The sequence below is a fragment of the Paenibacillus sp. FSL E2-8871 genome (assembly GCF_038000345.1).
Lineage (GTDB): Bacteria > Bacillota > Bacilli > Paenibacillales > Paenibacillaceae > Paenibacillus_AQ.
In genome coordinates this window covers 4935952-4961124 of record NZ_JBBOBV010000001.1, presented here as the reverse complement: position 1 = coordinate 4961124, position 25173 = coordinate 4935952, and the positions used below count along the sequence as shown (strand labels likewise).

The 25173-nt window shown below is 44.5% G+C and carries 20 protein-coding genes; 9 read left to right on the top strand and 11 right to left on the bottom strand.

Features of this window, described 5'->3' with window-relative positions; all coding sequences use genetic code 11:
• Positions 1–117: 117 nt before the first annotated feature.
• Complete coding sequence (locus NYE25_RS22510) at positions 118–5997, bottom strand: S-layer homology domain-containing protein (protein WP_341146859.1); 5880 nt, start codon at positions 5995–5997, stop codon at positions 118–120.
• A gap of 255 nt (positions 5998–6252) precedes the next feature.
• On the opposite strand from NYE25_RS22510, the gene NYE25_RS22505 reads away from it, so the two are divergent.
• The gene (locus tag NYE25_RS22505; protein ID WP_076299921.1) at positions 6253–6642 is read left to right on the top strand and encodes a hypothetical protein; all 390 of its coding nucleotides are present in this window, start codon (positions 6253–6255) and stop codon (positions 6640–6642) included.
• 219 nt (positions 6643–6861) lie between these two features.
• Here the strand turns inward: NYE25_RS22505 and NYE25_RS22500 are convergent, their stop codons facing one another.
• The 3 genes from NYE25_RS22500 to NYE25_RS22490 form a co-directional block, all read right to left on the bottom strand.
• The gene (locus NYE25_RS22500) at positions 6862–7878 is read right to left on the bottom strand and encodes an AI-2E family transporter (protein ID WP_042184192.1); all 1017 of its coding nucleotides are present in this window, start codon (positions 7876–7878) and stop codon (positions 6862–6864) included.
• 168 nt (positions 7879–8046) lie between these two features.
• The gene (locus NYE25_RS22495; RefSeq protein WP_076299922.1) at positions 8047–9231 is read right to left on the bottom strand and encodes a polysaccharide deacetylase family protein; all 1185 of its coding nucleotides are present in this window, start codon (positions 9229–9231) and stop codon (positions 8047–8049) included.
• A gap of 211 nt (positions 9232–9442) precedes the next feature.
• Entirely contained in the window at positions 9443–10000 is a 558-nt protein-coding gene (locus tag NYE25_RS22490; RefSeq protein ID WP_076299923.1) for a GbsR/MarR family transcriptional regulator, read from the bottom strand.
• A 218-nt stretch (positions 10001–10218) separates the two neighbouring features.
• Between NYE25_RS22490 and NYE25_RS22485 the strand changes: the two genes are divergently transcribed.
• Genes NYE25_RS22485 through NYE25_RS22460 form a run of 6 tightly spaced genes read left to right on the top strand, consistent with a single transcriptional unit; the run spans position 10219 to position 15412 of the window.
• Positions 10219–11100 carry a carbohydrate ABC transporter permease gene (locus tag NYE25_RS22485; RefSeq protein WP_076285209.1) on the top strand — a complete coding sequence of 294 codons (882 nt, stop codon included), beginning with the start codon at positions 10219–10221 and terminating at the stop codon, positions 11098–11100.
• A gap of 25 nt (positions 11101–11125) precedes the next feature.
• Positions 11126–11971, top strand: a complete 846-nt coding sequence (locus NYE25_RS22480; protein ID WP_042184188.1) for a carbohydrate ABC transporter permease — start codon at positions 11126–11128, stop codon at positions 11969–11971.
• A gap of 34 nt (positions 11972–12005) precedes the next feature.
• Positions 12006–13352, top strand: coding sequence for an ABC transporter substrate-binding protein (locus tag NYE25_RS22475; RefSeq protein ID WP_081382943.1), 1347 nt, complete (start codon positions 12006–12008; stop codon positions 13350–13352).
• A 14-nt stretch (positions 13353–13366) separates the two neighbouring features.
• A complete protein-coding gene (locus NYE25_RS22470; RefSeq protein WP_341146858.1) occupies positions 13367–14155 on the top strand; it encodes an HAD family hydrolase in 789 nt (262 codons plus the stop codon).
• 23 nt (positions 14156–14178) lie between these two features.
• Positions 14179–14493 carry a DMT family transporter gene (locus tag NYE25_RS22465; RefSeq protein ID WP_076285208.1) on the top strand — a complete coding sequence of 105 codons (315 nt, stop codon included), beginning with the start codon at positions 14179–14181 and terminating at the stop codon, positions 14491–14493.
• A 52-nt stretch (positions 14494–14545) separates the two neighbouring features.
• The gene (locus tag NYE25_RS22460; protein WP_341059014.1) at positions 14546–15412 is read left to right on the top strand and encodes a metallophosphoesterase family protein; all 867 of its coding nucleotides are present in this window, start codon (positions 14546–14548) and stop codon (positions 15410–15412) included.
• Positions 15413–15494: 82 nt separating this feature from the next.
• Here the strand turns inward: NYE25_RS22460 and NYE25_RS22455 are convergent, their stop codons facing one another.
• On the bottom strand, positions 15495–16091 hold the full coding sequence (locus tag NYE25_RS22455) for a TetR/AcrR family transcriptional regulator (RefSeq protein ID WP_076285089.1): 597 nt from the start codon (positions 16089–16091) through the stop codon (positions 15495–15497).
• A gap of 225 nt (positions 16092–16316) precedes the next feature.
• Between NYE25_RS22455 and NYE25_RS22450 the strand changes: the two genes are divergently transcribed.
• Positions 16317–17150: a hypothetical protein gene (locus NYE25_RS22450; protein ID WP_042184178.1), complete on the top strand. Its 834-nt coding sequence runs from the start codon at positions 16317–16319 to the stop codon at positions 17148–17150.
• A 75-nt stretch (positions 17151–17225) separates the two neighbouring features.
• Here the strand turns inward: NYE25_RS22450 and NYE25_RS22445 are convergent, their stop codons facing one another.
• The 6 genes from NYE25_RS22445 to NYE25_RS22420 all read right to left on the bottom strand — a co-directional run bounded on the left by NYE25_RS22445 (position 17226) and on the right by NYE25_RS22420 (position 23147).
• On the bottom strand, positions 17226–17681 hold the full coding sequence (locus NYE25_RS22445) for a hypothetical protein (RefSeq protein WP_076285088.1): 456 nt from the start codon (positions 17679–17681) through the stop codon (positions 17226–17228).
• 34 nt (positions 17682–17715) lie between these two features.
• Complete coding sequence (locus NYE25_RS22440; protein ID WP_143759515.1) at positions 17716–18636, bottom strand: ABC transporter ATP-binding protein; 921 nt, start codon at positions 18634–18636, stop codon at positions 17716–17718.
• Entirely contained in the window at positions 18626–19645 is a 1020-nt protein-coding gene (locus tag NYE25_RS22435) for an ABC transporter ATP-binding protein (RefSeq protein ID WP_076299926.1), read from the bottom strand. The genes NYE25_RS22440 and NYE25_RS22435 overlap by 11 nt, the downstream gene beginning before the upstream one ends.
• 15 nt (positions 19646–19660) lie before the next feature.
• A complete protein-coding gene (locus tag NYE25_RS22430; RefSeq protein ID WP_341146857.1) occupies positions 19661–20506 on the bottom strand; it encodes an ABC transporter permease in 846 nt (281 codons plus the stop codon).
• Positions 20507–20510: 4 nt separating this feature from the next.
• Positions 20511–21461: an ABC transporter permease gene (locus NYE25_RS22425; protein ID WP_042123467.1), complete on the bottom strand. Its 951-nt coding sequence runs from the start codon at positions 21459–21461 to the stop codon at positions 20511–20513.
• Positions 21462–21530: 69 nt separating this feature from the next.
• Complete coding sequence (locus NYE25_RS22420; protein ID WP_341146856.1) at positions 21531–23147, bottom strand: ABC transporter substrate-binding protein; 1617 nt, start codon at positions 23145–23147, stop codon at positions 21531–21533.
• A 334-nt stretch (positions 23148–23481) separates the two neighbouring features.
• On the opposite strand from NYE25_RS22420, the gene NYE25_RS22415 reads away from it, so the two are divergent.
• Positions 23482–25122, top strand: a complete 1641-nt coding sequence (locus tag NYE25_RS22415; RefSeq protein ID WP_341146855.1) for a glycosyltransferase family 2 protein — start codon at positions 23482–23484, stop codon at positions 25120–25122.
• Positions 25123–25173 lie beyond the last annotated feature (51 nt).

Genomic DNA, 25173 nt, shown 5'->3' with positions numbered 1-25173 from the left:
GAAAAATCCTATGAATAGTAAGAATTTCCTTCTTTGCTAGAAGAAAAGGAATATAGAGTGCACAAAATGACAAAAAGCAGGCCAGAGTTACCTCTGCCTGCCTTTGCCATACTATTCTTATAAATTGATTATTCCATATAACAGTTTTGCAATTTCAGCACGGGTTACTTTGCCACGAGGATCGAAATTATTGTCGCCCTTACCGTCAAGAATTCCCTTAGCTTTCAATTCACTTACCGCTTGCTTCGCCCACTCTGATACGCTGTTCATATCCTTAAAGCTTGCAGTAGCAGCAATGGAAGACTGCACTCCAGCTTTGTATTGTATCAATTTCTGCAGGACAACAGCCGCTTCTTCACGTGTAATTGCATCTTTAGGACGGAACTTGCCATCACTGCCTTGGATAAGTCCAAGCTGGACAGCTTTGTCTATCGATGATGCATAATAAGCATCTTTTGATACATCTGCAAAAGCACCATTCCCCGTAGTTTCACTTGTCTCATTCAATCCGAGTGAACGAATGGCTAGTGTAACAAAATCTGCACGGGTTACATTCGCTTGTGGACCATAGTGCGTATCGTCGATACCCTTAATCACATGCTTAGTCGTCAGCTTGGAAATGTACGGCTCTGCCCAGTGACCAGCGGTATCACTAAACTGCTTATGGTATTCCAGCACTGCGAAGGAGGAAAAGTGATTTGTTGTGAAGGTAACGGTATTATCCTTAAACACTCCACCCAAATATTCCAACGTACTGCCATTTACATAATAGACACCCGCAAAATCTGTATCGAGCTTAGCAAGCTGTTCCTTCGTCAGCGTCAGGGTAATCGTAACAGCACCTTTAAACTGATGAATAGCCGTTTCTTTGCCTCCTGCTAATGTACTGAGGTTCAACGTAACGTTAGCTCTGGATGGACTCATTCCAGAGACATTGGCCTGTACAGAAATCATACTCGTATCAATGCTAAGTAGCAGCATATCACTGCCTGCCGGGATAGCTGGTAAGGAGCTTGATGGAACGCTCAATGTAACGTTAGATGAAACAATATTCAAATTCAACTTCTTATCGACAGCCTGTTGAACGGCCGCTGCATCAAGAGCAATTCTAATCTGATCTTGAGCCGAGGTTGCTCCGCCTACGCTAATCTTTAGGCTTCCCCCTGTAGCAGCTTCCTCTATCAGCTTCTTCAAGGCTAACGGATCAGCTGTATACGTTCCATTACTTCCTAATGCCAGTTCAATGTTTCCTTTTCCCGCTCCAGGTGTGGCTGTAGGCGTTGGAGTCACTGTTGGCACTGGTAAAACTACTGGAGGTGCCGATGTCACCTCTGGTGCTGGTGTGGGCGTCACTTCTGGCGATGGCGATACCTCTGGTGTTGGTGTTGGTGTTGGTGTTGGTGTTGGTGTTGGTGTTACATCCTCTTTTCCAGTGTAGAAGCCCCAAATGTCTGAAAGCACACTGCCAGAGTTATCATCCACGACTTTTGTATACCACTGGTAGTAGCTTTCTGGATTAAGCTTACTCCAAGTGACCTGAGTCTCCGCACCGCTCTCTACTTGCTGCTGGGTCGCGATTGTCTGATCACTGTAAACCTTAACTCCAATGTAATCGGTAGCTACACGTTTTGTTACAGGCTGCAGATCGAGATCTAGTACGAACTCATCTTTGCCCGGGAACTCATTTTCATCATAATAATTATAATCATCCAAGTAAGGCGAATAAGTCTTCACACGAAGCTTGTTGTTAGCTACATCGAACTGAAGCAGACGAATATAACCAAGTCCACCCTCTTCGGCACCTTGATAATCTGCCAGCATTTGATATACACTGCGGTCCGCAATGCCATCTCCATTATCATCCAGCTCATCTACCTTAAGCTCTGCATCATGATAATGACCGGACAGTGCTGCGATTACGTTCTTGTTAGGTTTTACAACCTTTTCAAAGATCGTATCGGCGATTGGTGCACGGTTATTCGATACAAGCAGGTACTCATGAAGACAAAGGATCGCTTTACGCTCTGGATAACGAGCAACAACCTCATTCATCCATTCAATTTCTTCTTCAGCCAGTCCCCAGCCCATATATACGATAATAAAGTCATTTCCGTTCGCAGATACCAAATCATAATGGCCCCGGTTGTTGTCATAGGAACCACCAAAGGTCGGCATATTCTTGAATCTCCACTCTCCAAAATACTCCCAGAACTTCGTATAGTCACCGGTTTGATGACCTACGTCATGGTTACCTGCAAGAACACCATAAGGGATGTTAGCATCCTCCAGAACCTTCATGTTCTGGTCCGCTTCCTTCCACTCGTACTCTTGATAGGATTTATCCACTATATCCCCTGTATGAATTACATATTTCAGGTTCAAATTATCCTTGTTGTCGGCTATCCACTTCACGTTCTTACGATAAATGTAAGGGTAGCTCTGTGAATAATATTGCGTATCAGACATCCAAACAAAGGAAAAGTCATAGGTGTCTTGCGTTACCGTTGTAGCTGATTTAGCCACAGACGCAATTTCATCCTGAACCATTACGGCAATGCTATTTCCATTCATAAATTGCCCAACGGTCACCGTAGATCTCAGTTCAAAATCCTCTGTTCCTGCGATTAAATGATCCAGCTGTATCCATTTCTCTTCAGCAGGACTCCAAGCGTAAAGACTTACTTTACGTCCCGGCAATGAATTTCCTTTCCACTCAATATCTACACGATCTGTCGCCTTAACGGACTCATCAAGCTTAATTTCATATCGCTGATAAGGAAATTGCTCAACAGCATCGTTGATTAAATACTGTCCGTCCACTGCACTTATTTTGCTGTACTCGTCACTACTAAGTGCTTGCTCACCCGCAGGAACGGATTGTTTCGGTGGCTCTGTATCGGATGCGTTCTTAAATCCAGTAAAACCTTGCTCTGGATGATTACCATCGTACTTGAATCCTCTATAAAAGGTAACATTCATCTTGTCTTGGTTAGGATCTTCAACCTTAACCTTCAAAGTTGGATTCGTACCAACACCACTCGCCCAGTTTGCAGGTGAGATCAGGAGTGGGGCAAACGGATTCTCATTCGGCACATGAAACGTAATTATCTTTTCTACCTGATTACCTATCTTATCCAATGCGGTAATAGAAAGCGTATGGTCTCCACCGGACAGCTTTCCGGATGAAGTAGCATACGGCAGTTCAATAACATTGCCGTCCAGCTTCACGCTAACTTTATCTACACCTGCGTAAGTATCCTTGATCTCAGCAGTAATTACGAAATTACCACGATAAGTTTTTCCATCTTCAATCGATGCTTTAATAGATGGTGGCGTGTTGTCTACAACTACGTTTGACGATACCTTGGATCCACCTTCGGTCACTGTTACTTTATGTTCTCCGTCCGCTACTTCTGTAGTATTCCAGTTATAAGCCTTCGAACGGAACATATCAGATTTCAGATCGAACCGGAAGCCGATGGATTCATGCTTACCTGCGCTGTCCCCCATCTTAATTTCTTTATCACGTTCTGCATAAGCAGGGTCCCAAACTTCAGTACCGTCTGCAAGTAATAGACGCACATTCTTTACTTCAAAATCATCTTTATTCTCCTCGGGACGAGGGTCAAAAGGCGATGATTTAGAGCCCGCCCGAATGTAGATCACATTATCCTTGCCCACTTGTAAAGCGGCAGAGGAGATCGGGAAGGTCAAGGTCGTATACGTAGTAATCGGGTCCATAAAGGTGTATAGAATACTCGCATCCCCTAATTCTTCTGGTCCCATGGTGATACCGTTTTTGAAATAATAATCTACATTCTTCGCATCAAATACAAAGTAAGCATCATTCTCAAGCGTGGCATATACCTCGTTATTGCCAAGCACCTTATTGTCGATGCTCAGGCCCACTTCATCAGCCTTTGCGGTAGCAGAGGTTCCTTTTACCGTCATAGAGCCATTAATGAATTGCCCATCCTTCACATTCAAACGAAGCGCTGATTGATCTGGGCCACCTGTAATTTTCACTTTCATTACCGGAGATTCGGTCTCATTCGTGCCATCAGAAACGACGAAATAATACTGTATTTCATTTCTGCCGATCAAATCAGCAGACGACAATTTATAATGATACAAGCTATCGTTAAAGTCTTGAGATAGATTATGGCTGACAAAATCAGGCTGCTTATCCGAAGCTACCCTTACTTCTACAGACGTAACGGCTTTATTGTCATCCGCGAAAGCCTTCAAATCCAGACTCATCGACTGATCAATCTCCGTTACAGCAGTCAGATCATTTACCGTCGGATTTTCGGTATCCGGATCCACATGGATCGGTGTGTTAGGAAGCAGTGCAACATCTACCTGCCCTGGTGACGGAACCGCTGATCCTGTGCTAATCTTGAGCATTTTACTTTGCCCATTCACAGGATACTTGTATAGAAGGGCTTTATTTTCTTTGGTGTCGTCACCTTTAGCCCCACCATCATAGGTAAGATCAGCATCATAATACGCAGAGGAAATTTCTTTCTCGGTATTACTTTTGATTACGACGGCCCGGCGGCCAGAGTTCGCCATCCCATCGCTTTTGATTTGAAAGAGATTTGTGCCATCCATCAGATTAGTGTTGAATTCTGCATTAAAATCACTAGCGGTGTATGTACTGTTAGCACTATTAATAACCCAGAACACTACGGACTGCTGTGCAGGAATTACAAAACTCTCTTTCGTAGAGGGCCACTTCACATCGGAAGCATTGCCTTTATCAGGATAGCGATAATAGATCTTGTAGTTTTTAAAATCAATCGGTGCATCAGTATTGTTATATACCTCAATGAATTCAAAAGCATCGCTGCTCGTTCCTTTTACATTCGTCGAATTGGGCAGCAGCTCTGTAATTAACAGCGGTGGCACATTATTCGAATCAAATGCAGGCAGGTTCACTTGAACAGAATAGCTCTCTGTTACATTGTTTACACGAATGCTGTAGTGCAGTTCTGGTTCTTCCAGTGCAGCCGCAGGAATCACGGCCGTGTATTCCCCCTCACCTTTTGAGGTCATGGTGATTACCGTATCTTTCACCTGAGAAGGAGAGCCGTATTGCAACTTCACTACCGGTAGCGTTCCGTCTGGTCCAATCTCTAGGTTCGTAATCTTCGCAGTGATGGGAAGATCCGCTGGATCCACACTGCTCTGCGAGTGGTGTTCAATTACCGGTTGCTTGTCTCCAGGTACTAGCTCAGGTAGTTGTTCTGGATCTACGGTTCCTGGTGTAGCCGCAACCGTTCCCGAAATCGCCATGAGACTCATCATAGAGCTGTCGGATTGCGAATACTTATAGAAAATCCCGTTATTTTCCTTCACCTGTTCTTTTCCATAAGAAGCAGAGACAATAAGAGCATCTCCTGCTTTACTTTTAATTTGTAAGTTGCGCGGAGAAGCGTTGGCCATACCACCGCCACCGTTAATACGGAACAGATTTACACCTTCCTGCAGAGATGCTGAAGGATTAAAGTTTTTGATGAAATCCTCGGCAGGAACACTCAGATTATTGCCGTTCATAATCCAGAAGACGATATTTCCATGCGCCGGTATGACCGCATCGCCATTTGGTGTCCAAGTATCTTTGTCATTATAAAAGAAATAATAATCCTTAAAGTTAACCGGCTCGTCCGTATTATTGTAGACCTCGACAAATTCATAGCCATCTACTGAGGTCCCGTCCGTGCCTTTTACATTTTTAGTATCTGGAACAACCTCTGTAATAAGTAAAGAGCCTGGATTGGTTGGTGTCGCGTATACATCTGTCATTACAGTCGGTTGACTTAAAAGCGTGTTGAGCTCAACCTGTTCATCAAAATGTGCTCCTAATTCGGAAGATGTCTGCTCTGTATCCGGCTGCTGTTCTTCCGCATATCCTGCTGGAACCATGATCCCCAACATCAAACTACTTGCAATTACGCTGGATAGAAAACGTTTAGCTTTTGCTGTTATTCTCAAAACTCCGAACACTCCCCGTAAGTTTGATTGTGACCCTTCTGCATAAATATGCAATTTAGATCATCTGGAAATTATACTAGGGGTATATTATCGCTATATCATTTCAATGTTAAATCTTTAGGTTATCTTAAATATTGTTTAAGCTTCAGCTCAGCTTTCCGGGTTATAATAGAAATAAGTTAAACCACAACCATCACAGACACTTTCAACAGAAACCATAGAACGTTATTCGTAAAATAAGAAAAGAGGACTCTAATGGATATAAAAAGAGTGATTATAGTAGGAACCGTAGTTATAGTAATGTCTTTCGGAAATGCTTGGAGTAGCCTTACTGCTAACGCAAGCTCGTCAACTCAATGGTCCACCACAAGTGTTGCGGATAAAGACGAATTATTATTGAAAGCCCTTAACCAACCCACAGATGATGATCTGTACGACGCCTTATATGACGGCAAATCACTTCAAGATATTGCAATAGAACAAAACACAGATATTGAAGATGTGATCGATCTACAGGTAACCCAGCTAACGGAACAGCTAGATTCACGACTAGCCTCTGGAAGCATTACAGCCGAGCAGTATGCAGCACACAAAGCGGAGCTGAGGGACATCGTTACGGAGAGTGTTCTCACTTCTTTCGGCTAAGAAAGATACATACATTGGCCGTACAACATTTCTCCGCGCCCAAGCTATAACGCCTTGGGCGTCCCTAATGGACGGTAAGCGTTTATGCGAGAAATATAAGGATAATATATAGCTTGGAGATTATAAATTCTTATATTTAAATAAAGAGGGTGATCCGAAAGCCATTGAATGGCTATCGGATCACCCTCTTCGTATATTCAACGCTATTTAACTGAATTCCTAAGTCTCTATCTTGTTATCTCTATTGATCTCCAGTATATCCAGGAAGAATACAAAAATTGGAATGCCGAGAATTAGACCCCATACACCCATATAGTGCTCAGAGAAGAGAAGTACGATAAAGGTGTAGAACATAGGCAGGTTCATTTTGGATGACATCAGTTTTGGATTTAAGAAGTAACCCTCGACAAAATGTAGTATGGCGATCATAACCAATACATATATCGTCATTGCTATGCCACCAATGTTGTAACCAATAATACAAAGTGGTATTAAGGAGATCACAAAACCTACAACTGGAATCAAACTAAGCAGGAAGATCATAATCGATAAGGCGAATAAATACGGAAAACCTAAGATCCAGAGTCCGATCACCGTAAAGCATGTATTAAACAGCGCGATCAGAATTTGCGCTTCGATCACTTTACCAAACGATGAGATGAATTTTCTACCGAAATACTCAAGCTCAACATAGAACCAAGAAATCTTGCTCTCTTTAAGACGGGCAGTGAAACTGACAATTCTGTTCTTCTCAAGGATAAAGACAAAGCTCAGAATGGTGGATAATACGAAGCTTGTGCCCCAATTACTTATTTTCAGGACGTATTCAAGACCATCTTTCACATAAGACTGGTAGTTCAAATCCTTAAGCTGGGCAAATAAATACTGCACGATTTCGTTCTGCGGAATGTTTGCAGGGGTTAAACTGGTCAGAAAATTAGTTAACTGCTTTATCTGTGTGAAGACCTTCGGTAAATAATTCACTAAGGTCACTACGATCAGAGCAATCAGAGCTAAATACAAAATAACAATAATGACTTTACTGTTGACCGCAACATATTTATTGATTCGCTTCGTGAGCAGCACCTGAAAGCTGTTCATTACATAAGCAATCAGAAATGTTAACAGTACTAAATTGAGCATATCTCTAATACTGAATAGCAGCAGGGCAACCAGCCCCAAAATAAAAAAACGCCGGACCGTTAAATTCGCGTAATAACGCTTAAATACTTCCATCTGTTCTCTCCATTCGCCTACCAATTAGTACTCTAATTATAGTCTACAGTAAGGAATTCACTTATAGCAACTAGTGATTCGCCCAAATTGGCGAAATTTCTCACTTTTTGTAAACTCCTAATGAACATAGGGAAAGCTGATATCCATTCCATACATTTCCTTAGCCGTTTATGAGCCTCCCGTTGTGTTCATTAACTTAACGATTCGACTCTTCTGATCGTAGTTGAGATCAATATGTAGATCCTTGCATAATTGTATAAACGGAACCATCAGGGTCCCTTTCCTCATTTCGGGCGCACTTCCTATCAGAGCTACTCTTTGGTTATTCAAGGTTAATTCCATAGGTGAATCTATATGTTTAACCTGCTCAAGAGTTTGGACTGCAGTTAGACTCTGACTTCCCCCGTTGATCCGAGAGGCATTCCGGTCCGTTCTCGCATTGATCCCATCCTGGATTTTAAATGTTAGCGAAATTCCGAGTGAATCACATGCCGATAGCAATCGGTCATTGTATGATCCATAAGGAAAGGCAATCGCTGAATCGGTATTCCCCAGCTCTTCCTTCAGTCTTTGCTCCGCCTTGGCTAAATCACGAGTAACTCTGCTGTAGTACTCCGTATTCATTTCGTTTCTGTTCTCATCATCGATATATAACAAAGCACTGGCGGCTGGCCGCTCCCCACCCTCAGCATCCACGATACCATAATGGTGTAAATCGTACGTGTGACTATAGAATCCCATCCCGTCCCGCTTCATTTCCCGCATCTGCTCCCAATTGAGCTTCGGCACACTATTCGGATCTGGGTGATCAATCGTAGATACGATAACAAAATTCACTGCCGTATAGCCATATTTTTTGAGAATAGGAAAAGCCAACTCATAAAAGCTCTCATATCCATCATCAAAAGTCAGCAGCACCGCATTATCTGGAACCGTGCCGCCATTCAGCATAAATTCACGGTATTGTTCCATCGTAATCACGTGAAACCCTTCTTGCTTCAGCAGGTTCATTTGATCATCAAACCGATCGGCAGATAAGATCCAAGGAAACTGCGGCATTGGCTTCTCTGAAAGATGATGGTACATCAGCACAGCTACATGGTCTCTATAGTAAATACCTTTCGGAAGTGCCCCCTGCTTCTGCCAGCCGATATGCATATTAAGGGCCTGTTCTGCTGCAGCCTTGGGAATCATTAGCTCATCAGGCGAGCCCGGATATGCAGCTACTGTCTTAATGATTTGACCGTTCACATCTATAGTAACTGCAGAAGACTCGTGTTGATTGTTGAAAATAGCAGCAAGACTTATTAGCAGAACAATGACTAAAAGTATCATATATTTTTTCGTATGCAATCTCTGAATCTCCTTAAAAAGATCTTTTATTCACTATGTAACTACATATTTGGTGACAGTTCCACCTACTTTTGGTTACATTTTCTTTTTTATTTTGTTTCTTATCATAAAAATAGGAGGCGAACCCTAAGCCTGAACTGACTTAAGGAACACCTCCCTCACATGGAGATCTATATATAATTATGTACATCTATTTGTAATTGTAGACGGTCTAGGACCTTCTCTTGTCTACAAAGTAATTATCTTCCCCTAGCTCGTCCACAAACTGCTGCAGCCAATCATAATATTGAATGGCATGCTCCAGCTTCTCCAGATCCTTCAGGCAGAATTGCCGCTCCTCCTCAGGCGTATCCACGGCATGAACCAATCCCTCCAGCTCAGGAATAACAACATCCAAGGCTTGCCTCATGACATCAATCTCCCGCTGCAGCTTCATTCCAAAAAAGTTCTTAAAGGTCTGAAAAAAATCTGTTTCCACTGCATACAGATCTTTTCGCTCCCGCTTCTCCTCCAACTTGGTCACCATTTTGGAAGCCATCAAAGATCGGACTCCATAGCTCATATTACTCTTACTCATATTCATTACATTCTTCATCTCTTCAAGCGTCATCGGCCGGTCTTCAAAGAACATAATTCCATACAGCTGCCCGAATGAATAATTGGCGCCATATAAGTCCATCGTCTGAGCAATTGCATCAATCATCGGACGCAGCAGCTGCTCGCGTGGAGATAAGTCTCTATTCTCTTCACCAAAGGCTACCTGTTTCATAGCTGCACCCTCATTCCACTTAGAATCTACCTTCTATTTTACACAAAATAGCAACTACTTTCGCTAATCTCTTAAATTTTTACATAATCTCGCATCGATCTTTACGCCCGCTTGACCACGCAGCTGCTCGATGAGTGTACAATTTTTTTTGAACGGAGGAGCTTTCCTCAGAATTATACCGTAAAAAATAGAAGATGGAATGGGGTATCGACAAAATAATGAAACGCACAAGATTTATAGGTGAGTTGAAACCGGTGCTCTTCACCTTGCCGGCAATGATTCCATTCGTGGTATTTTGGCTCGCGCCATTACTTTATGTATTTTATCTCAGCTTTACTGAATGGGACTTCATGAGCCCCGAGAAAACCTTTGTCGGACTAACCAACTATCTGGATCTGTTCAGCAATCCCGCCTTCTATAAAGCGCTAAGAGTAACCTTGTTATTCTGTGCGGGAAGTGTACTGCCCGTTATTCTGATCGGACTTGGACTTGCACTCCTGATGAATGGGAAGCTGAAAGGCTCCACCCTCTATCAGGTATTGCTTTTCTCCCCTTGGGTCACGCCGACCGTGGCGGTATCCATTGTCTGGTCCTGGATCTATGAACCTGAAATTGGCCTTGCTAATACTGTACTTGACCTCTTAGGTCTAGAAAAAATCGGTTGGCTTCAAGATCCTAAATGGGCACTGCTCGGCGTTCTGCTCGTGACGATATGGAAATCGGTAGGCTGGGCGATGATTTTTTACTTGGTGGCACTACGCAATGTCCCTACCGATCTGTTGGAAGCCGCTGAACTGGATGGAGCAAATGCTGTGCAAAAATTCAACCGTATTACTTTACCGCTAATCTCGCCAACGACACTGTTTCTGTTCATCGTACAGATCATTGGTGCCTTACAGGCATACGACCAGATTAACGTACTGACACAAGGTGGACCTTCGGGATCAACACGTACCTTGCTCTATATGTATTATCAGTCTGCCTTTGAAGCCTTTCAGATTGGAGAAGCCTCTAGTGTCGCAATGATTCTGGTATTTATATGTATGCTGCTCTCCGTAATCTCACTAGAGGTTAGTAAACGGACAACCCATTATCAATAACTACTGCTGTAAAGGAGAACGACTGATGAATGCAACGACCGTACGAGTGGGCAAACTGGCCCGCCATCTATTTTTTGCAGCTATTGCACTGATCATGGCCTTCCCCTTCTATTGGATGGTCACCAGCGCCTTAAAAACCAATGATGAAATCTGGCAGTCTCCGCCGACGATCTGGCCGAAAGAGCCGCTGTGGGGTAACTTTTCAGCCGCCTGGCACGAAGCCCCTTTCTTTAGATATATGGGCAATAGCGTATTTGTCGCCGTGTCGATTGTTATTTTGCAGGTGATAAATTCCGGGATGATGGCCTATGCGCTTACGCATATGAAATTCCGCTTCAGAGGGCTGTTCGCAGGTGTCATTCTTTTCGGCTATATGGTCCCTGCCACCGCCGTTTATCTTCCCGGATATCTGGTATTGTCCCAGCTTCATCTACTGGATTCATATGCCGGGTTGATTCTATCTAACTGTGTAAGTGTCTTCTCTATCTTTCTAATTCGGCAAGCCTTCCTTCAGGTTCCCCATGAGCTGGTAGAGGCTGGAGAAGTGGATGGTTCCTCGCATATGCGGATTCTCTGGACCATTCTTGTCCCCATTACACGGTCTTCCTTTGCTGTGCTAGCCCTGATCACCTTCATTGATCAGTACAATAACTATTTCTGGCCAATGCTCATCACCAAAGATCCTAATCTACAGCTGGTCTCGGCCGGTCTGCGTAGTTTCTTCACTCAAGGAGGTGCTTACGGATTGAAATGGCCGCTGATCATGGCCGCTAGCGCATTCACCATCGCCCCGTTGCTGCTAGTATTTCTACTAGCTCAGAAAACGATCATGCAAAGCGTCAACATGACCGCTGGTTCCAGCAAAGGATAAGCTAACTATTCTATTTAATAAGAGGAGAATGATGATGAACGTATTGAAGAGACTGTCCGCCCTATCTTTGGTTGCCGGATTTACAATGTTAACAGCTTGTGGAGGAAATGCGAGTACAGGTAATGTTACAGCGGCAAATGGAGCTTCTTCCTCCCCCTCCGCAGAGGCTGCGCCTACACAAAATGCACCGATAACGATTGAGTTCTGGTATGGTCTCGGCGGTAAGCTTGGTGAGAATATGGAGGCACTGATTCAGAAATTTAATGCCTCTCAGCAAGAGGTCATTGTCAAAGGTATCGCGCAGGCAGACTACACTGAAACCGAGCAGAAGCTGCAAGCGGCGATTGCTACAGGAAAAGTGCCTGCTGCTGCTCTCTCCTCAAACGTAGATTGGGCCCGCAAAGGATATTTCGCACCGATAGATGAGCTTATGGCATTGCAGCCAGATTTTAATAAAGAGGATTTTGTCCAAACCTTTCTAAATCAGGGCCAGGTTGATGGCAAGCAATACTTCCTGCCGATGTATGGAACAACACAGGTTATGTACTATCGCAAAGATGCTTTTGAGAAGAACGGAATTGATGCGAGCACATTGAAGACTTGGGAAGACCTAGCTGCCGCAGCTGCGAAAATGACCGTGAAAGACGGCGGCAAAACCACCTTCTTCGGTTGGGAGCCTATGTGGGGTTCAGGGAACATGATTGATGCCGTGCTCAGCAAAGGAGGCACTATTCTTAGCGAGGATGGGAAACAAGTCATGATCGACTCTAAAGAGTGGATCGAAACCTGGGATTTGTTCCGCAAATGGATCCACGAGGATAAGATCATGCGGATTCATTCAGGGGGTCAAGGCTGGGAATATTGGTACAAAACAATTGATGATGTAATGAAGAATCAATCCGCAGGCTACACCGGCTCCAGTGGCGATCAAGGTGACCTCGACTTTAGCATTGTTTCTGCTATGGAGCAGCCAGGCTGGGCAGGGATTGGCGAGGGCAAACCCGTAGCCCAAGCACTGATGGCCGGCATTCTATCTAAAGCTAGCGACAGTGAGAAACAAGCGGCTATGAAATGGCTAACCTACTTCACAAATGCCGAGAATACTGCCTCTTGGTCCATTAATACTGGATATATTTCGGTGCGCCAATCCGCATTGCAAGACTCGGCGTTTGTGTCATTCAGTGAAAGCAATCCACAGATTAAGATTCCGTTGATGCAAGCTTCTCATGGCTCTGCACCATTCCAAGATCCAACTGGCGGCAAAATCAACGATGCGCTGAAAATCGCCGCTGATAAGGTGCAGATTGAGAATATTCCTGCAGCACAGGCACTTAAGGAAGCACAGGAAACAGCGCAAGCAGCGCTTGATAAACTAAAATAAAGGCGGTGGAGTTCATGTCTGAGCTCATCACGCTACAAGGCAGATACGCTGTAGCAGCTATTCTATTCGACAAGGATGGTACGCTGCTCCAGTTCGTATCCCTCTGGGGCAGCTGGGGCGAGTGTTTTTTAGAGCGATTCACGAAGGATATGAAGCAAAGAGGACTACAGATTCCAGAAGAACAGCTCCCTGCATTAATGGGAACTATACACAATGCCCAAGGAAGCATTACCGATTATGATCGGAACGGCCCCCTGGCTATGGGGACTATGAGTGACCTCTATGCCATCCTGTCATGGCAGGGTTATCTGCAAGGTTTATCGTGGGCGGAGTCCATGGAGCTTGTTCATCAGTGCCGTCTGGAAGCGGATGTTATGTTGGAAGAGAAACGCCCCGTTCACTCGCTGCCGGGTATTCATCGTTTTCTCGATGAGTGTGCGAGTGCTGGCATCCCTCTCGCCGTGGTGACCGCAGATGAAACAGATGCTGCAGAGAAACATCTCCAATGGCTCGGCATACGGCACTATTTCTCCGAGGTAATTGGAACAGACCTTGTGGATCAGGGTAAACCTTTCCCCGACATGGTGCAGCTTGCCTGCGAAAGGTTGGCCGTTGAACCCGCGCACACAGCAGTTATCGGTGATACTAATGGGGATATGCGAATGGCTAAAGCAGCGGGTGTACAGGTAGCTATAGGAATCACTGAAAATGAAGATATTAGTGCTTCGTCGCATATTCTCCCGGATGCAGATCTCATTGTGCGATCTTACGCTGAACTCAGCATCGAGGTTACTTCCCTGTGAAAATAGAAGGAATATGGGCATGGATGTTTCTGATGCTAGCTATTGTGTTCGAACTGTCAGGGACCATCTCAATGAAAATATCTCAGGGGTTCACTCAGCTCTGGCCTTCCGTGCTCATGTTCCTGTTCTATGGAGCCAGCTTCACCTCCCTGAATTTTGCCCTCACCTCTATTAAGGTAGGCGTTGCTTATGCGATATGGTCAGGGGCGGGAATCATCCTTATTTCTTTCATAGGAGCCCTATTTTTCGAAGAAAAGCTAACCCTGTCCTCCCTACTATGGATAGCCGTTATCCTAACCGGGATCATAGGACTGAACATTAGCGGGAAGACGCATTAGTGAACAGCCACAGTATTTCATAGATTCATAAGATGAAGGGGGATGCCTAAACATGAGCGTGAACACATTACCTGAAGAGAAGCCTGTTATTACCTTTCAGATCATCACGGATACGCATGTCACCGCTGACCGAAATCATGAGTACAATCTTAACTTTGAGCTGGCGCTCCGTGATATAGCCGCACATGGAAAAGGCAGCAGTGGGATTATGCATATCGGTGATGTCACAAACCATGGTTTTTCTGCTGAATATAAAGAAATGCTTCGTATCATTAATCAACATAAGGTTGACTTGCCCGACATTACTTTCACTTTAGGTAATCATGATGTAGGCCTCGGGATTTGGAAGTCTCGCTTAGGGATGTATACGTCACAGACTGGAATGTCTGGACCCTATCATGATCACTGGATTAATGGCTATCATTTTATCTTTCTAGGTACAGAAAAAGGATTACCTAAATTCTGTCATCTTTCCTCTAAGCAGCTTGATTGGCTGGAGCATAAGCTTGGGGAGCAAGCTTCACCGGATCAGCCTATCTTTCTTTTCCTGCATCAACCGCTTAAAGATACAGTAGCTGGATCGTTAGAATCACAAGATTGGTATGGTGTCACTCAAGATAAGGAATTAAAAGAGATTCTTTCGAGACACCCCCAGACCTTGTTATTCACTGGTCACACCCATTGGGAGTTAGAGGTAGACAACACTATGTACCCTGGCCATGGAGAGATGGCAACAATGTTTAATGCTGCTTCTGTCGCCTACCTTTGGACAAACGAAGATAAGCATAAGACAGGCAGCCAAGGCTTCTATGTGGAAGTATATAGAGATAAAGTGCTTGTCCGGGGCAGAGACTTTAAGACAGGAACCTGGATTGAAGCTGCACAATATGAGGTTGCTTATACAGCAGTAAACGTATAATGAAACTCCCCGCAGCAAGCTGCGGGGAGTTTCATTCTGTGAATTACACGCACAAGGATTAGCCGTACCGCCACGCTCTGCGTTATTCATCCCATGCTTCTAACAGCTTCGGAATGCCTTCTACAAGAAGCTTGTGGTATACCTCGGAAATATCTTCAATATCATCCGTATTCGCCACACCCAGCAGCGTCTGCATAACGATCCCGTCAATAGCTCCAATCAGCAATGAGGCAATGGCTTTATTGTATTTCCCGGGTTGTTTTTCGTACAAGCGTTGCAACAGCTCCTCGGTATGACCAATCCATTTCTTATACTTAACTTTCAATTGATTGGAGATTTCCTCATTCCCTAGTATCGCTTCCTGGGCAAGATAGAACTGCATTCGATTGTCATCTATTTTGTTAAAACGATCTTTCACATTCTCGCTGATTTGCTCAATAACTTCCCCGCGGCTATACTTCCCTTGCTGTACCTCCTCGGCAATTCTCGTAGATACGGATAGACTGCGATCCATCGCATCATAAAGAATCTCTTCTTTACTATTGTAATGATGATACAACGCCCCTGTGCTAAGCCCGGCTTCATCGGCAATTCTCCGCATTGTCGTACCCGCAATACCCATTCGATAGATAACACGATTCGTCGCCTCAATAATATGTAATTTTCTATCCTCAGACATAAACTCCCCGCCCAACTTAATCGCTTATTGCGATTTATTTTTATATGAAAAGAGTACTGAATCTAATTTGTTTTTTGTGTGTTAATTAGCACAGACAGAACCAATTAATTCCTAATACAATAAAACCGAACAGTTGTTATGTTTATGAATTAACCAAGCATTGTAGGGTTGAAGCTCAGTATCGGCAACAATTGATTACGCTTTCACAAAAAAAGGAGGTTTATCATGGATATTCCTGCATGGCAGTACGGCGTTAGTATGATCGGCTACATAGTTCTGCTTCTTATTGTTGTCAGTATCATGCGCAAGCATTATAAGTTTGCCCACTGGTTCTGGATTGCTTCTTTACTAACCTTTCCCTTATGGCTTATGGGCGGTGTCGAAGGCTGGTTTCGGTGGGCCAAGATTTTAAGTGTAATTCTTCCTACGATATTTGTTGGATTCATTCGTATTGCTAACTACGAGAAACGAAAAGGACCGTTCTGGAATGGGTTACAGAAGGATTGGGTATTGTGGTTCGTATATGGCGTTCTATTCCTTAATATCATGGAAGCGACCATTAAAGACTTTACGATGGGGAATACATTCAATGCGCTTACCGGCCTCCTATTATGTATAACCATCCCTTTTGCGCCAAAATATTGGAAGATTTCTACTGAATCGCACGGCGATCTCATTGCATATACGACAATCGGCTGGAACTTCCTCTATACAACTTGGAATGCAGCCTTCGTCTATGCAGAGAGTCCGAAGTTCTTTGCAAGCTCGCTATGCATTCTTCTCGCAGCCGAGCTCTATCCCATCATCAAACGCCGCCCAGAACTCTACATCATTGCGCGGGTCTATACATTAGCGGCACATTTACTTCTACGCGCCTGCTTCGTTAGCCTGTTCCCGACACTAATGGATGCTTCATCGTGGTACAATGCAGACGTCATGAACTATTGGGGAATCATCAACTTTATTATGATTGTTCCGTTTGTATTCTGGCATATGTGGCAGCTGCACACCGGCAAAGCAGAAATCAGCTTCCGGCGTGGCCGGATTGAAGTGAACTAACCAAGAACGCCCTTATCCTTTCCATGAGGAAAAGGTAAGGGCGTTCTTTCTTTATTTCTTCTCTGCTCGGAGAGGCTATCGTTGAATCGGCTCGATCCGGTAGCTTGCGTTAGCGCTGGCATCGTCTTCCACGCCGGCTCCACCGTGAATCTGCCAGCCGAATGACAGCACAGATTCCAGCCGGTTCTTCTCGGCTGTCGTCAATACTATTTCTATGGCTTCTTTACCCTCTTCAAGCTCCAACTCTGCCTCTTTACCAAGAACAACCCATATCCAGCTACGAATGCCACGAATCGTGTTGTACTTGATCTGATAGCCTGTCTTCACCGCTTGCTCGAACAATTCTGGCTGCTCCGCTTGTAAAGTGGTCAACTGCTTATAATCAAATTCGTATTCACTCTCGTCAACGGGCAAATCGCCCTCCGCCACTTTACGAAGAATATCCTCATTAGACCAGCCCAAAGCGCGAAGTGATTCTACCAGTAAAGCATCCCACTGGGATAACTTTACCCGGTTCAAATTGTCTGACATCCTGATTCCCCCCATACCTGTATATAGATTCTACTTATTCTGTGAAATCATAAGCAACATAATGACCCGGACTAACTTCCTGCAATGTAGAAGTCTCAGCCCTGCCGTACTCTGCCGAATATCCATCTAAAATAATTCTCTGATTAGCCCGCTTAGGGTCTGTCTCCAAAATCGAAGATAGCAGCGCCTTCGTATAAGGATGAATAGGGTTCTCGTATAGTTCGTCACTTTCAGCTACCTCTACGAGACGACCGCCATACATCACGCCAATCCGGTCCGAAATATGCCGTACCATCGACAGATCGTGTGCAACAAAGAGGTAGGTCAACCCAAATTCCGACTGCAAATCCTCCAGCATATTCACTACCTGAGCCTGAACAGATACATCCAGCGCTGAGATTGGTTCATCGCACACTACGAATTCAGGTTTCACAGATAATGCTCGAGCAATCGAAATCCGTTGGCGTTGCCCACCACTGAATTCATGAGGAAAGCGATAAAGATGCTCTCTTTTTAAACCCACCTTATCCAGCAGTGCCGCAACAGCCTCTATACGCTCGTCGCCTTCGTGGATCCCGTGGATTTTCATAGGCTCACTGATCAGATCAAGTACATTCAGGCTTGGATTCAACGAGGAATATGGATCTTGAAAGATCGATTGAATCCGTCTGCGAAAAGGCTTAAGCTGCTTCTCTCCAAGCTTGCTCAGCGGCTGCCCGTCAAAAGACACTTCACCATCTGTATAGTCATACAATCGCAGCAAGCAGCGTCCAACCGTGGACTTGCCGCTCCCCGACTCTCCGACCAGTCCAAAGGTCTCCCCCTGACGAATCTGAAAGCTTACGCCATCTACCGCCTTAAGCACTGATGTATTACGTCCCCATATATCCTTGCCTTTGGAGAAATGTTTCTTCAGATTATTTACGTCCACTAGAATCTTATTATCACTCAACAGAACCGCTCCCTTCAACACCAGCTACGGCTGGAGTCTCCTGCACACCGTCTGCCAGCCAGCACATCGAACGATGGCCAGGCGATAATTCGATGACTGGAGGACGTTCGCTGCAACGGGCAAAAGCATTAGGGCAACGTTCCATAAAGGGACAGCCCGAAGGAGGATTCAGCAAATCCGGAGGTGTGCCTTCGATAGGGACAAGGCGTTCCCTCGACTTGCCGTCACGTTTTGGAATCGAGCGAAGCAGACCTTTCGTGTAAGGGTGCTGTGGGCGATAAAAAATATCCTCTACCGTGCCCTCCTCCATCACAAGTCCACCATACATTACGATAACCCGTGTACATACCTGTGCTACCACACCCAAGTCATGGGTAATGAGCGCTACAGCTGTACTGGTATTATTTTTCAACTCTTTAAAAAGATCGAGAATTTGCGCCTGTATTGTTACATCGAGCGCAGTTGTCGGCTCATCCGCAATCAATAGCTCTGGCTTACAGGAAAGAGCCATGGCGATCATGACCCGCTGGCGCATCCCGCCGCTGAATTCATGCGGATATTGCTGCAGCCGCTGTTCAGGATTATTAATACCTACCTGACGCAAGATGCTTGCTGCCTCTTTAAGCGCTTCTTGTTTATTTAAACCTCGATGCCGACGGATGACTTCCGTAAGCTGCTGGCCGATTTTTTTTACAGGATTAAGAGAGGTCATGGGGTCCTGAAACACCATTGCTATACGATTGCCGCGTAGCTTTCTCCACTCTTTTTCCGAAAGGTTCGATAAATTCTCACCCCGAAAATTAATATTTCCACCGATAATTTTACCCGGAGGTGTAATTAACGACATAATCGCCTTGGCAGTTACACTCTTCCCACTACCAGATTCTCCGACGATTCCTACCGTCTCACCAGCATCTATATGAAAGCTAACGCCGCGAACTGCTTGATTCTCTCCGTCCCTTGTATGGAACGAAACCTTCAAATCCTCGACAGACAATAGCCGTTCCGTCATGATGTCTTCACACTCCTATCTTCGGATCAGCTTCGGTTCAAAGCCTACCCGCAAAATATCACCCAAAACATTAAAGCTCAGTACCGTTAATAGTATCAATAATCCAGGGAATAAAGCCAGATATGGCGCTTGAGCGATATATCCCTGCGCATTGTTAAGCATACTGCCCCAAGTCGCATTCGGAGGCTGTACCCCGAACCCGAGGAAACTTAGGGACGACTCCATCATTATCGCCGAAGCGATATTATTCGTCGCACCTACAATGACAACAGGCACTAGCCCCGGAAGAATATGACGCCAAATAATTCCAAAATTGCTCTGTCCGGAGGCTTTTGCATAGAGTACATATTCGCGTTCCTTAATCGTCATCGTCTCTGCCCGAATGACACGGGCGATATTCATCCACATTAATAGAGCAATAATAATGATGATATTCCCAACACTCGGCTTCAGAAATACGCTAAGCAGCAGCAGAACTAAGAAAGAAGGAATGGACAGCACTACATCAAGCATCCGCATGAGAAGATTATCAACCCATCCGCCAAAGAATCCACTGATTACGCCCACCGTCACACCTATGCCTGTAGCAATGATCATTGAAGCAAAGCCAACTAGCAGTGATACCCGGCCACCATATAATGCGCGGGCAAAATAATCCCGGCCATAGTCATCCGTCCCGAACCAGTGATCGGCTCCCGGCGATTTCAGACGTGCCAGAACATCCATCGCATTCGGATCATGTCCAGATAAAAAAGCAAATATAGAGCCCAGTGAGAAGATGATTAAAGTAATGAGGGCAAGGGCGCCTAATTTATTCGTAAATAGCTCATCTCCAACACTTTTCCATTTACTGCGATTCATGAGGTCACCTCGTTAATTTAATTCGTGGGTCCACGAAGCTATATAGAATATCCGCGACCAGATTACCGATGATCAGCATTAAAGAGGAGAATAGAGTAATTCCCATAATCACGGGGTAATCCATCCCTTTAACTGCAGTCATCCCCAAAGAGCCAATACCTGGCCATGAAAATACTGTTTCTGTAACAATTGCGCCTGCCACCAGATCACCCATAGACATCCCGAGCAATGTAATTACAGGAAGCAACACATGCTTCATTACATGACGGAACAGAATCGTTGTCTTGTTAGATCCAAAAGCATATTGAATCTGCACGTACTCTTCTTTTAGCTGTCCAATGGTACTAGAGCGAATGTATCGCACATAACCAGCCAAGAATCCAAAAGCAAGCACGGTGCAAGGCAGGATACCATGCTTGAATACATCAAACGCCGATTCCACACCAATCGTTCGCATCCCCATAATAGGAAGCAGATGCAGCTTAATCGCGAATAAGTACATTAGTAAGATGGCAAGCCAAAACAAAGGCACGGATATTCCGACATAGGATAAGAAATTAATCAGCTTATCTACCCAGCGGTTCCGGTTTGCTCCAGCAATAAGACCGAGTGGAATCGCCAGCAAAACAGCGAGACCGATCGCAGAACCCATCAAACCTGCCGTTGCAGGCAGGCGTTCTAGAATTTGATCCAATACTGGCTGATGATTCACTAGGGAATAACCGAAATTCCCCTGCAATATTTCTTTAATCCAGATTAAATATTGAATGTAGGCTGGCTTATCCAGCCCAAGGTTATGCCGGATACGCTCAATATCATCTGCGTGCATATTCGGCGTAACGAAGGATAATACCGGATCCCCCGGAGCCAGCTTAATCATCGCAAAGCACACAACCGAAACAAAAAACAACATCGGCAGGGTTTGCAGTAATCTTCGGACGATAAGTTGTCTCATACGTTTATTCTCCCAGTTCTGTATCGGTAAAAAAGTAAGCTGGATAACCCAGCTTACTTTTTCCCGTTTTTATTTAAGGTAGATTTTCGATAAATCTTCAAAAATAACGACAGGCTTCAAGACTGCTTCTTCCAGACCGCCGTAGTTCTTGGAGACAGCTACAATAGTCTTAGTATTAGCAATTGGATAAATCGGTGCATCGTCAGCAATGATCTCTTGGATCTTCTTATAGATCTCACCACGTTTAGTCACATCTGCTTCTCCTGCACCTTCATTGAACAACTTATCGACTTCAGCATTATTATAATGCGAGTAGTTAGAGTCAGCAGTAGAAGTATACAAAATTCTGTAAGCATCAGGATCGTAACCCATAATATAACCTGCAATCGCAAGTTCAAAATCTGTTGAATTCATATCACTGAACTTCTGGCCATATGCCGAGGCATCCATATTTTGCAGTTCAACTTCAGCGCCAATGGCCTTTAGCTTTTGCTGCACGTATAGTGAAATAGCTTCCTGAGCTTTATTACCGCTCGATACAATCAATCTCAATTTCAGATCGCTAACCCCTGCCGATTGCAGAAGCTCTTTCGCTTTTTCCACATCATTATCGAAAGAAGGTACGTCATTAGTATAGAACAATGCATCCGGAGTCAAGAATGACTTCGCCGGGTCAGCATACTCGCTAGAGGAATAAGCAGCCTGAATGATTTCATCACGGCTTAGTGCTAGAGACAAGGCTTGACGAACTTCTTTTTTAGCAAGAGCACCTCTATCGCTGTTCGCGTTGAACAACAGGTACGACAATCGGCCTTCACTATAAGGAAGAATTTCGAAATTGTTCGAAGCTTCAATCGTTCCAACATCCTGTGGATCTAGATATTTAATGTTGATCTCACCACTCTGAAGTGCGAGGTTCGCAGCATTCGTATCTTTAGCAATCCGGTACGTAACAGAATCAAGATGTGGCTTGCCGCCAAAGTAGTTATCAAATCTTTCTAATGTAACAAATTCGCCCGCTTTATATTCTTTAAATTTAAATGGTCCAGATCCAACAGGATTAGCATTCTTGGTGCTTTTCTCTAGATCCGTCTCATTTTCAAAAATATGCTTTGGAATCGGAAATACTTGCACTAGTGTAGCTTCAAAAGCTGGGCTGACCTGTGGAAGCTTGAACTCTACGGTCAGATCATCCACCTTAACGGCCTTAACGGGTTTATCACCGATGAATAAGTTCGCTCTCAACATGCTGTTTTGCTTCTCATCGAGGATGCTATCAATCGTGAACACGACATCGTCAGCAGTAAGCTTTTCTCCGTCATGCCATGTCAGTCCGCTTTTCAGCTTCAACGTATAAGTCAGGTTATCTTCTGAAAGGGTCAGGCTGTCTGCCAAGTAGAAGGTCTTCTTACCATCATTTACTTGGAACAGTGGAGCATAGAGCGCTTGGTCAATCGTAAGACTGACACGATCACCCGCGTAGTTCGGATTTAGAATAACAGGATCAGCAGCGACTCCAATAATCAAGTTGCCTCCATCTTTTATCTCAGTGCTTGCTGTCGTTCCATCATTAGTAGCAGGTGTCTGATTTGTATTTGTAGAAGTGGCGGTGTTCCCTCCGGAGCACGCACTAATCAAAAATGTTAACAAAATCAAAGTAATAACTCCAGATAATCCTTTACGCATAAGTTTCTCCCCCGTATTCTATGTTCTGCGTTGCTTGTGTTTTTTATATTGTATATCGGAATACTAGGAATTACAATGGATAGCATTTCACATTAATGTAATATTGAGGGAATCGATTGGTGATTTATCCATAGCGCTCATCCTTTGCTGTTCATGTTGTCATCTGTATCTAATTATTCGGTTATTGTACAGCAGATTGTTACGAATTAATACATCTAACATTCATTTACTTTACAGAACTTTGAAAAATAAGGATTATTGCCGCTCTCCTGTAAATATATTGAGAACATAAGGATCATCCAAGGAAAGAGGGGCGTTCCCCAAGGAGGCGGCAATGACGGAAAACAAGGTTCGCGTATTGATTGGCAGTCCAATCCACCAGAAGCCTATGGTTTTAAAAGAATTTCTGAATTCCCTGCTTCGTCTGAATATTGCCGATATTGAGCTGGATTTCCATCTAGTTGATGATAATGATGATGAGGAGTCAAGTCGGCTGCTCCTGGAATTCCAAAGCATGGGTGATCATATTTATCTTCAGAGCTCCGGCTTTCACGATGCGTATATTCGCAATGATACTACCCACTTTTGGAACACCAACTTAGTCTGGAAAGTAGCCAATTTTAAGAACCTCATGATCAACCGCGCCCAAACCTTGAACTATGATTATTTATTCCTTATTGACTCTGATCTCATTCTCCATCCTGATACCCTCAGACATCTAATAGGTACGAACAAGGATATTATTTCAGAGGTATTCTGGACGCAGTGGCAGCCAGAGACTATGTTTCAGCCGCAGGTATGGATGCACGACGAATACAATCAGTGGGAGCTACTGCCCGGTGAAAAACTGCAACCAGAGGAGATTAATCGCAGATTTCATGAATTCATAGCAAAGATGCGGATTCCCGGAATCTATGAGGTGGGCGGACTCGGGGCTTGTACATTGATTAGTCAGCATGCGATAAAAGCTGGAGTCAGCTATAATCAAATTCGCAACATTTCATACTGGGGAGAAGACCGTCATTTCTGCATTCGTGCCGCAGCCCTTGGCATCCCCTTGTTCGTCGATACCCATTATCCGGCGCTACACTTGTATAGAGACAGTGATTTGAGTAAAGTAGAGGATTTCATCAAAGAAACTACGGAGACCAAAGCTGAAGCCACTGATACTGAGAACAGTTCATCTACGGACGAAGTACCTGCATCAGTAATGCCGACACCCACAACAGACAATCCAGACAACGAAAGCTCCAAGGAGGCAGTCCCCCCAGCCAGAAAGCGGCCCAAGCTAACCCTCACCATGGTTGTGAAAAATGAAAGTGGACGCTTTCTGCGACAGGTTCTGGAAGAGCATCGCAAATACATCGACGAGGCCGTCATTATCGATGATGGCAGCACCGATAATTCAGCAGCTATCTGCCTGGAGGTGCTTGAAGGCATTCCCGTCCATCTCGTGCACAATACCATATCCAAATTCAGCAATGAAATTGAGCTGCGAAAGCAGCAATGGGAAGAGGTTCTGAAGACGAAGCCCGAGTGGATTCTAAGTCTGGACGCAGACGAAATCTTTGAAGCGAGCTTCGCGGCAAATATCGAACCCCTGCTGTACGCTGACGAGGTCGATTTATTCTGTTTCCGTCTCTATGATTTATGGAACGCCACCCATTACAGAGAAGATATTTACTGGCGCTCTCATTTGAATTACCGTCCTTTTTTGCTTCGTTATAAAGAAGACTTCAACTATGTATGGAATGAATCTCCACAGCATTGTGGGCGATTCCCGGAGAATGTCTTCGAGCTTCCCCACCAGCTAAGCAACTTGCGACTCAAGCATCTAGGCTGGTCGAAGGCAGAATTCCGCTTAGAAAAATATCTGCGTTACATGCTCCTTGATCCCGATGGCCAATACGGCTGGAAGGAGCAATACCTGTCCATTCTGGATGAACACCCTCATTTAATACCTTGGGTGGAATGAGGGTAATCATAAAAAGGACGTCCACAAAACCTTAGTAGCTTTGTGGACGCC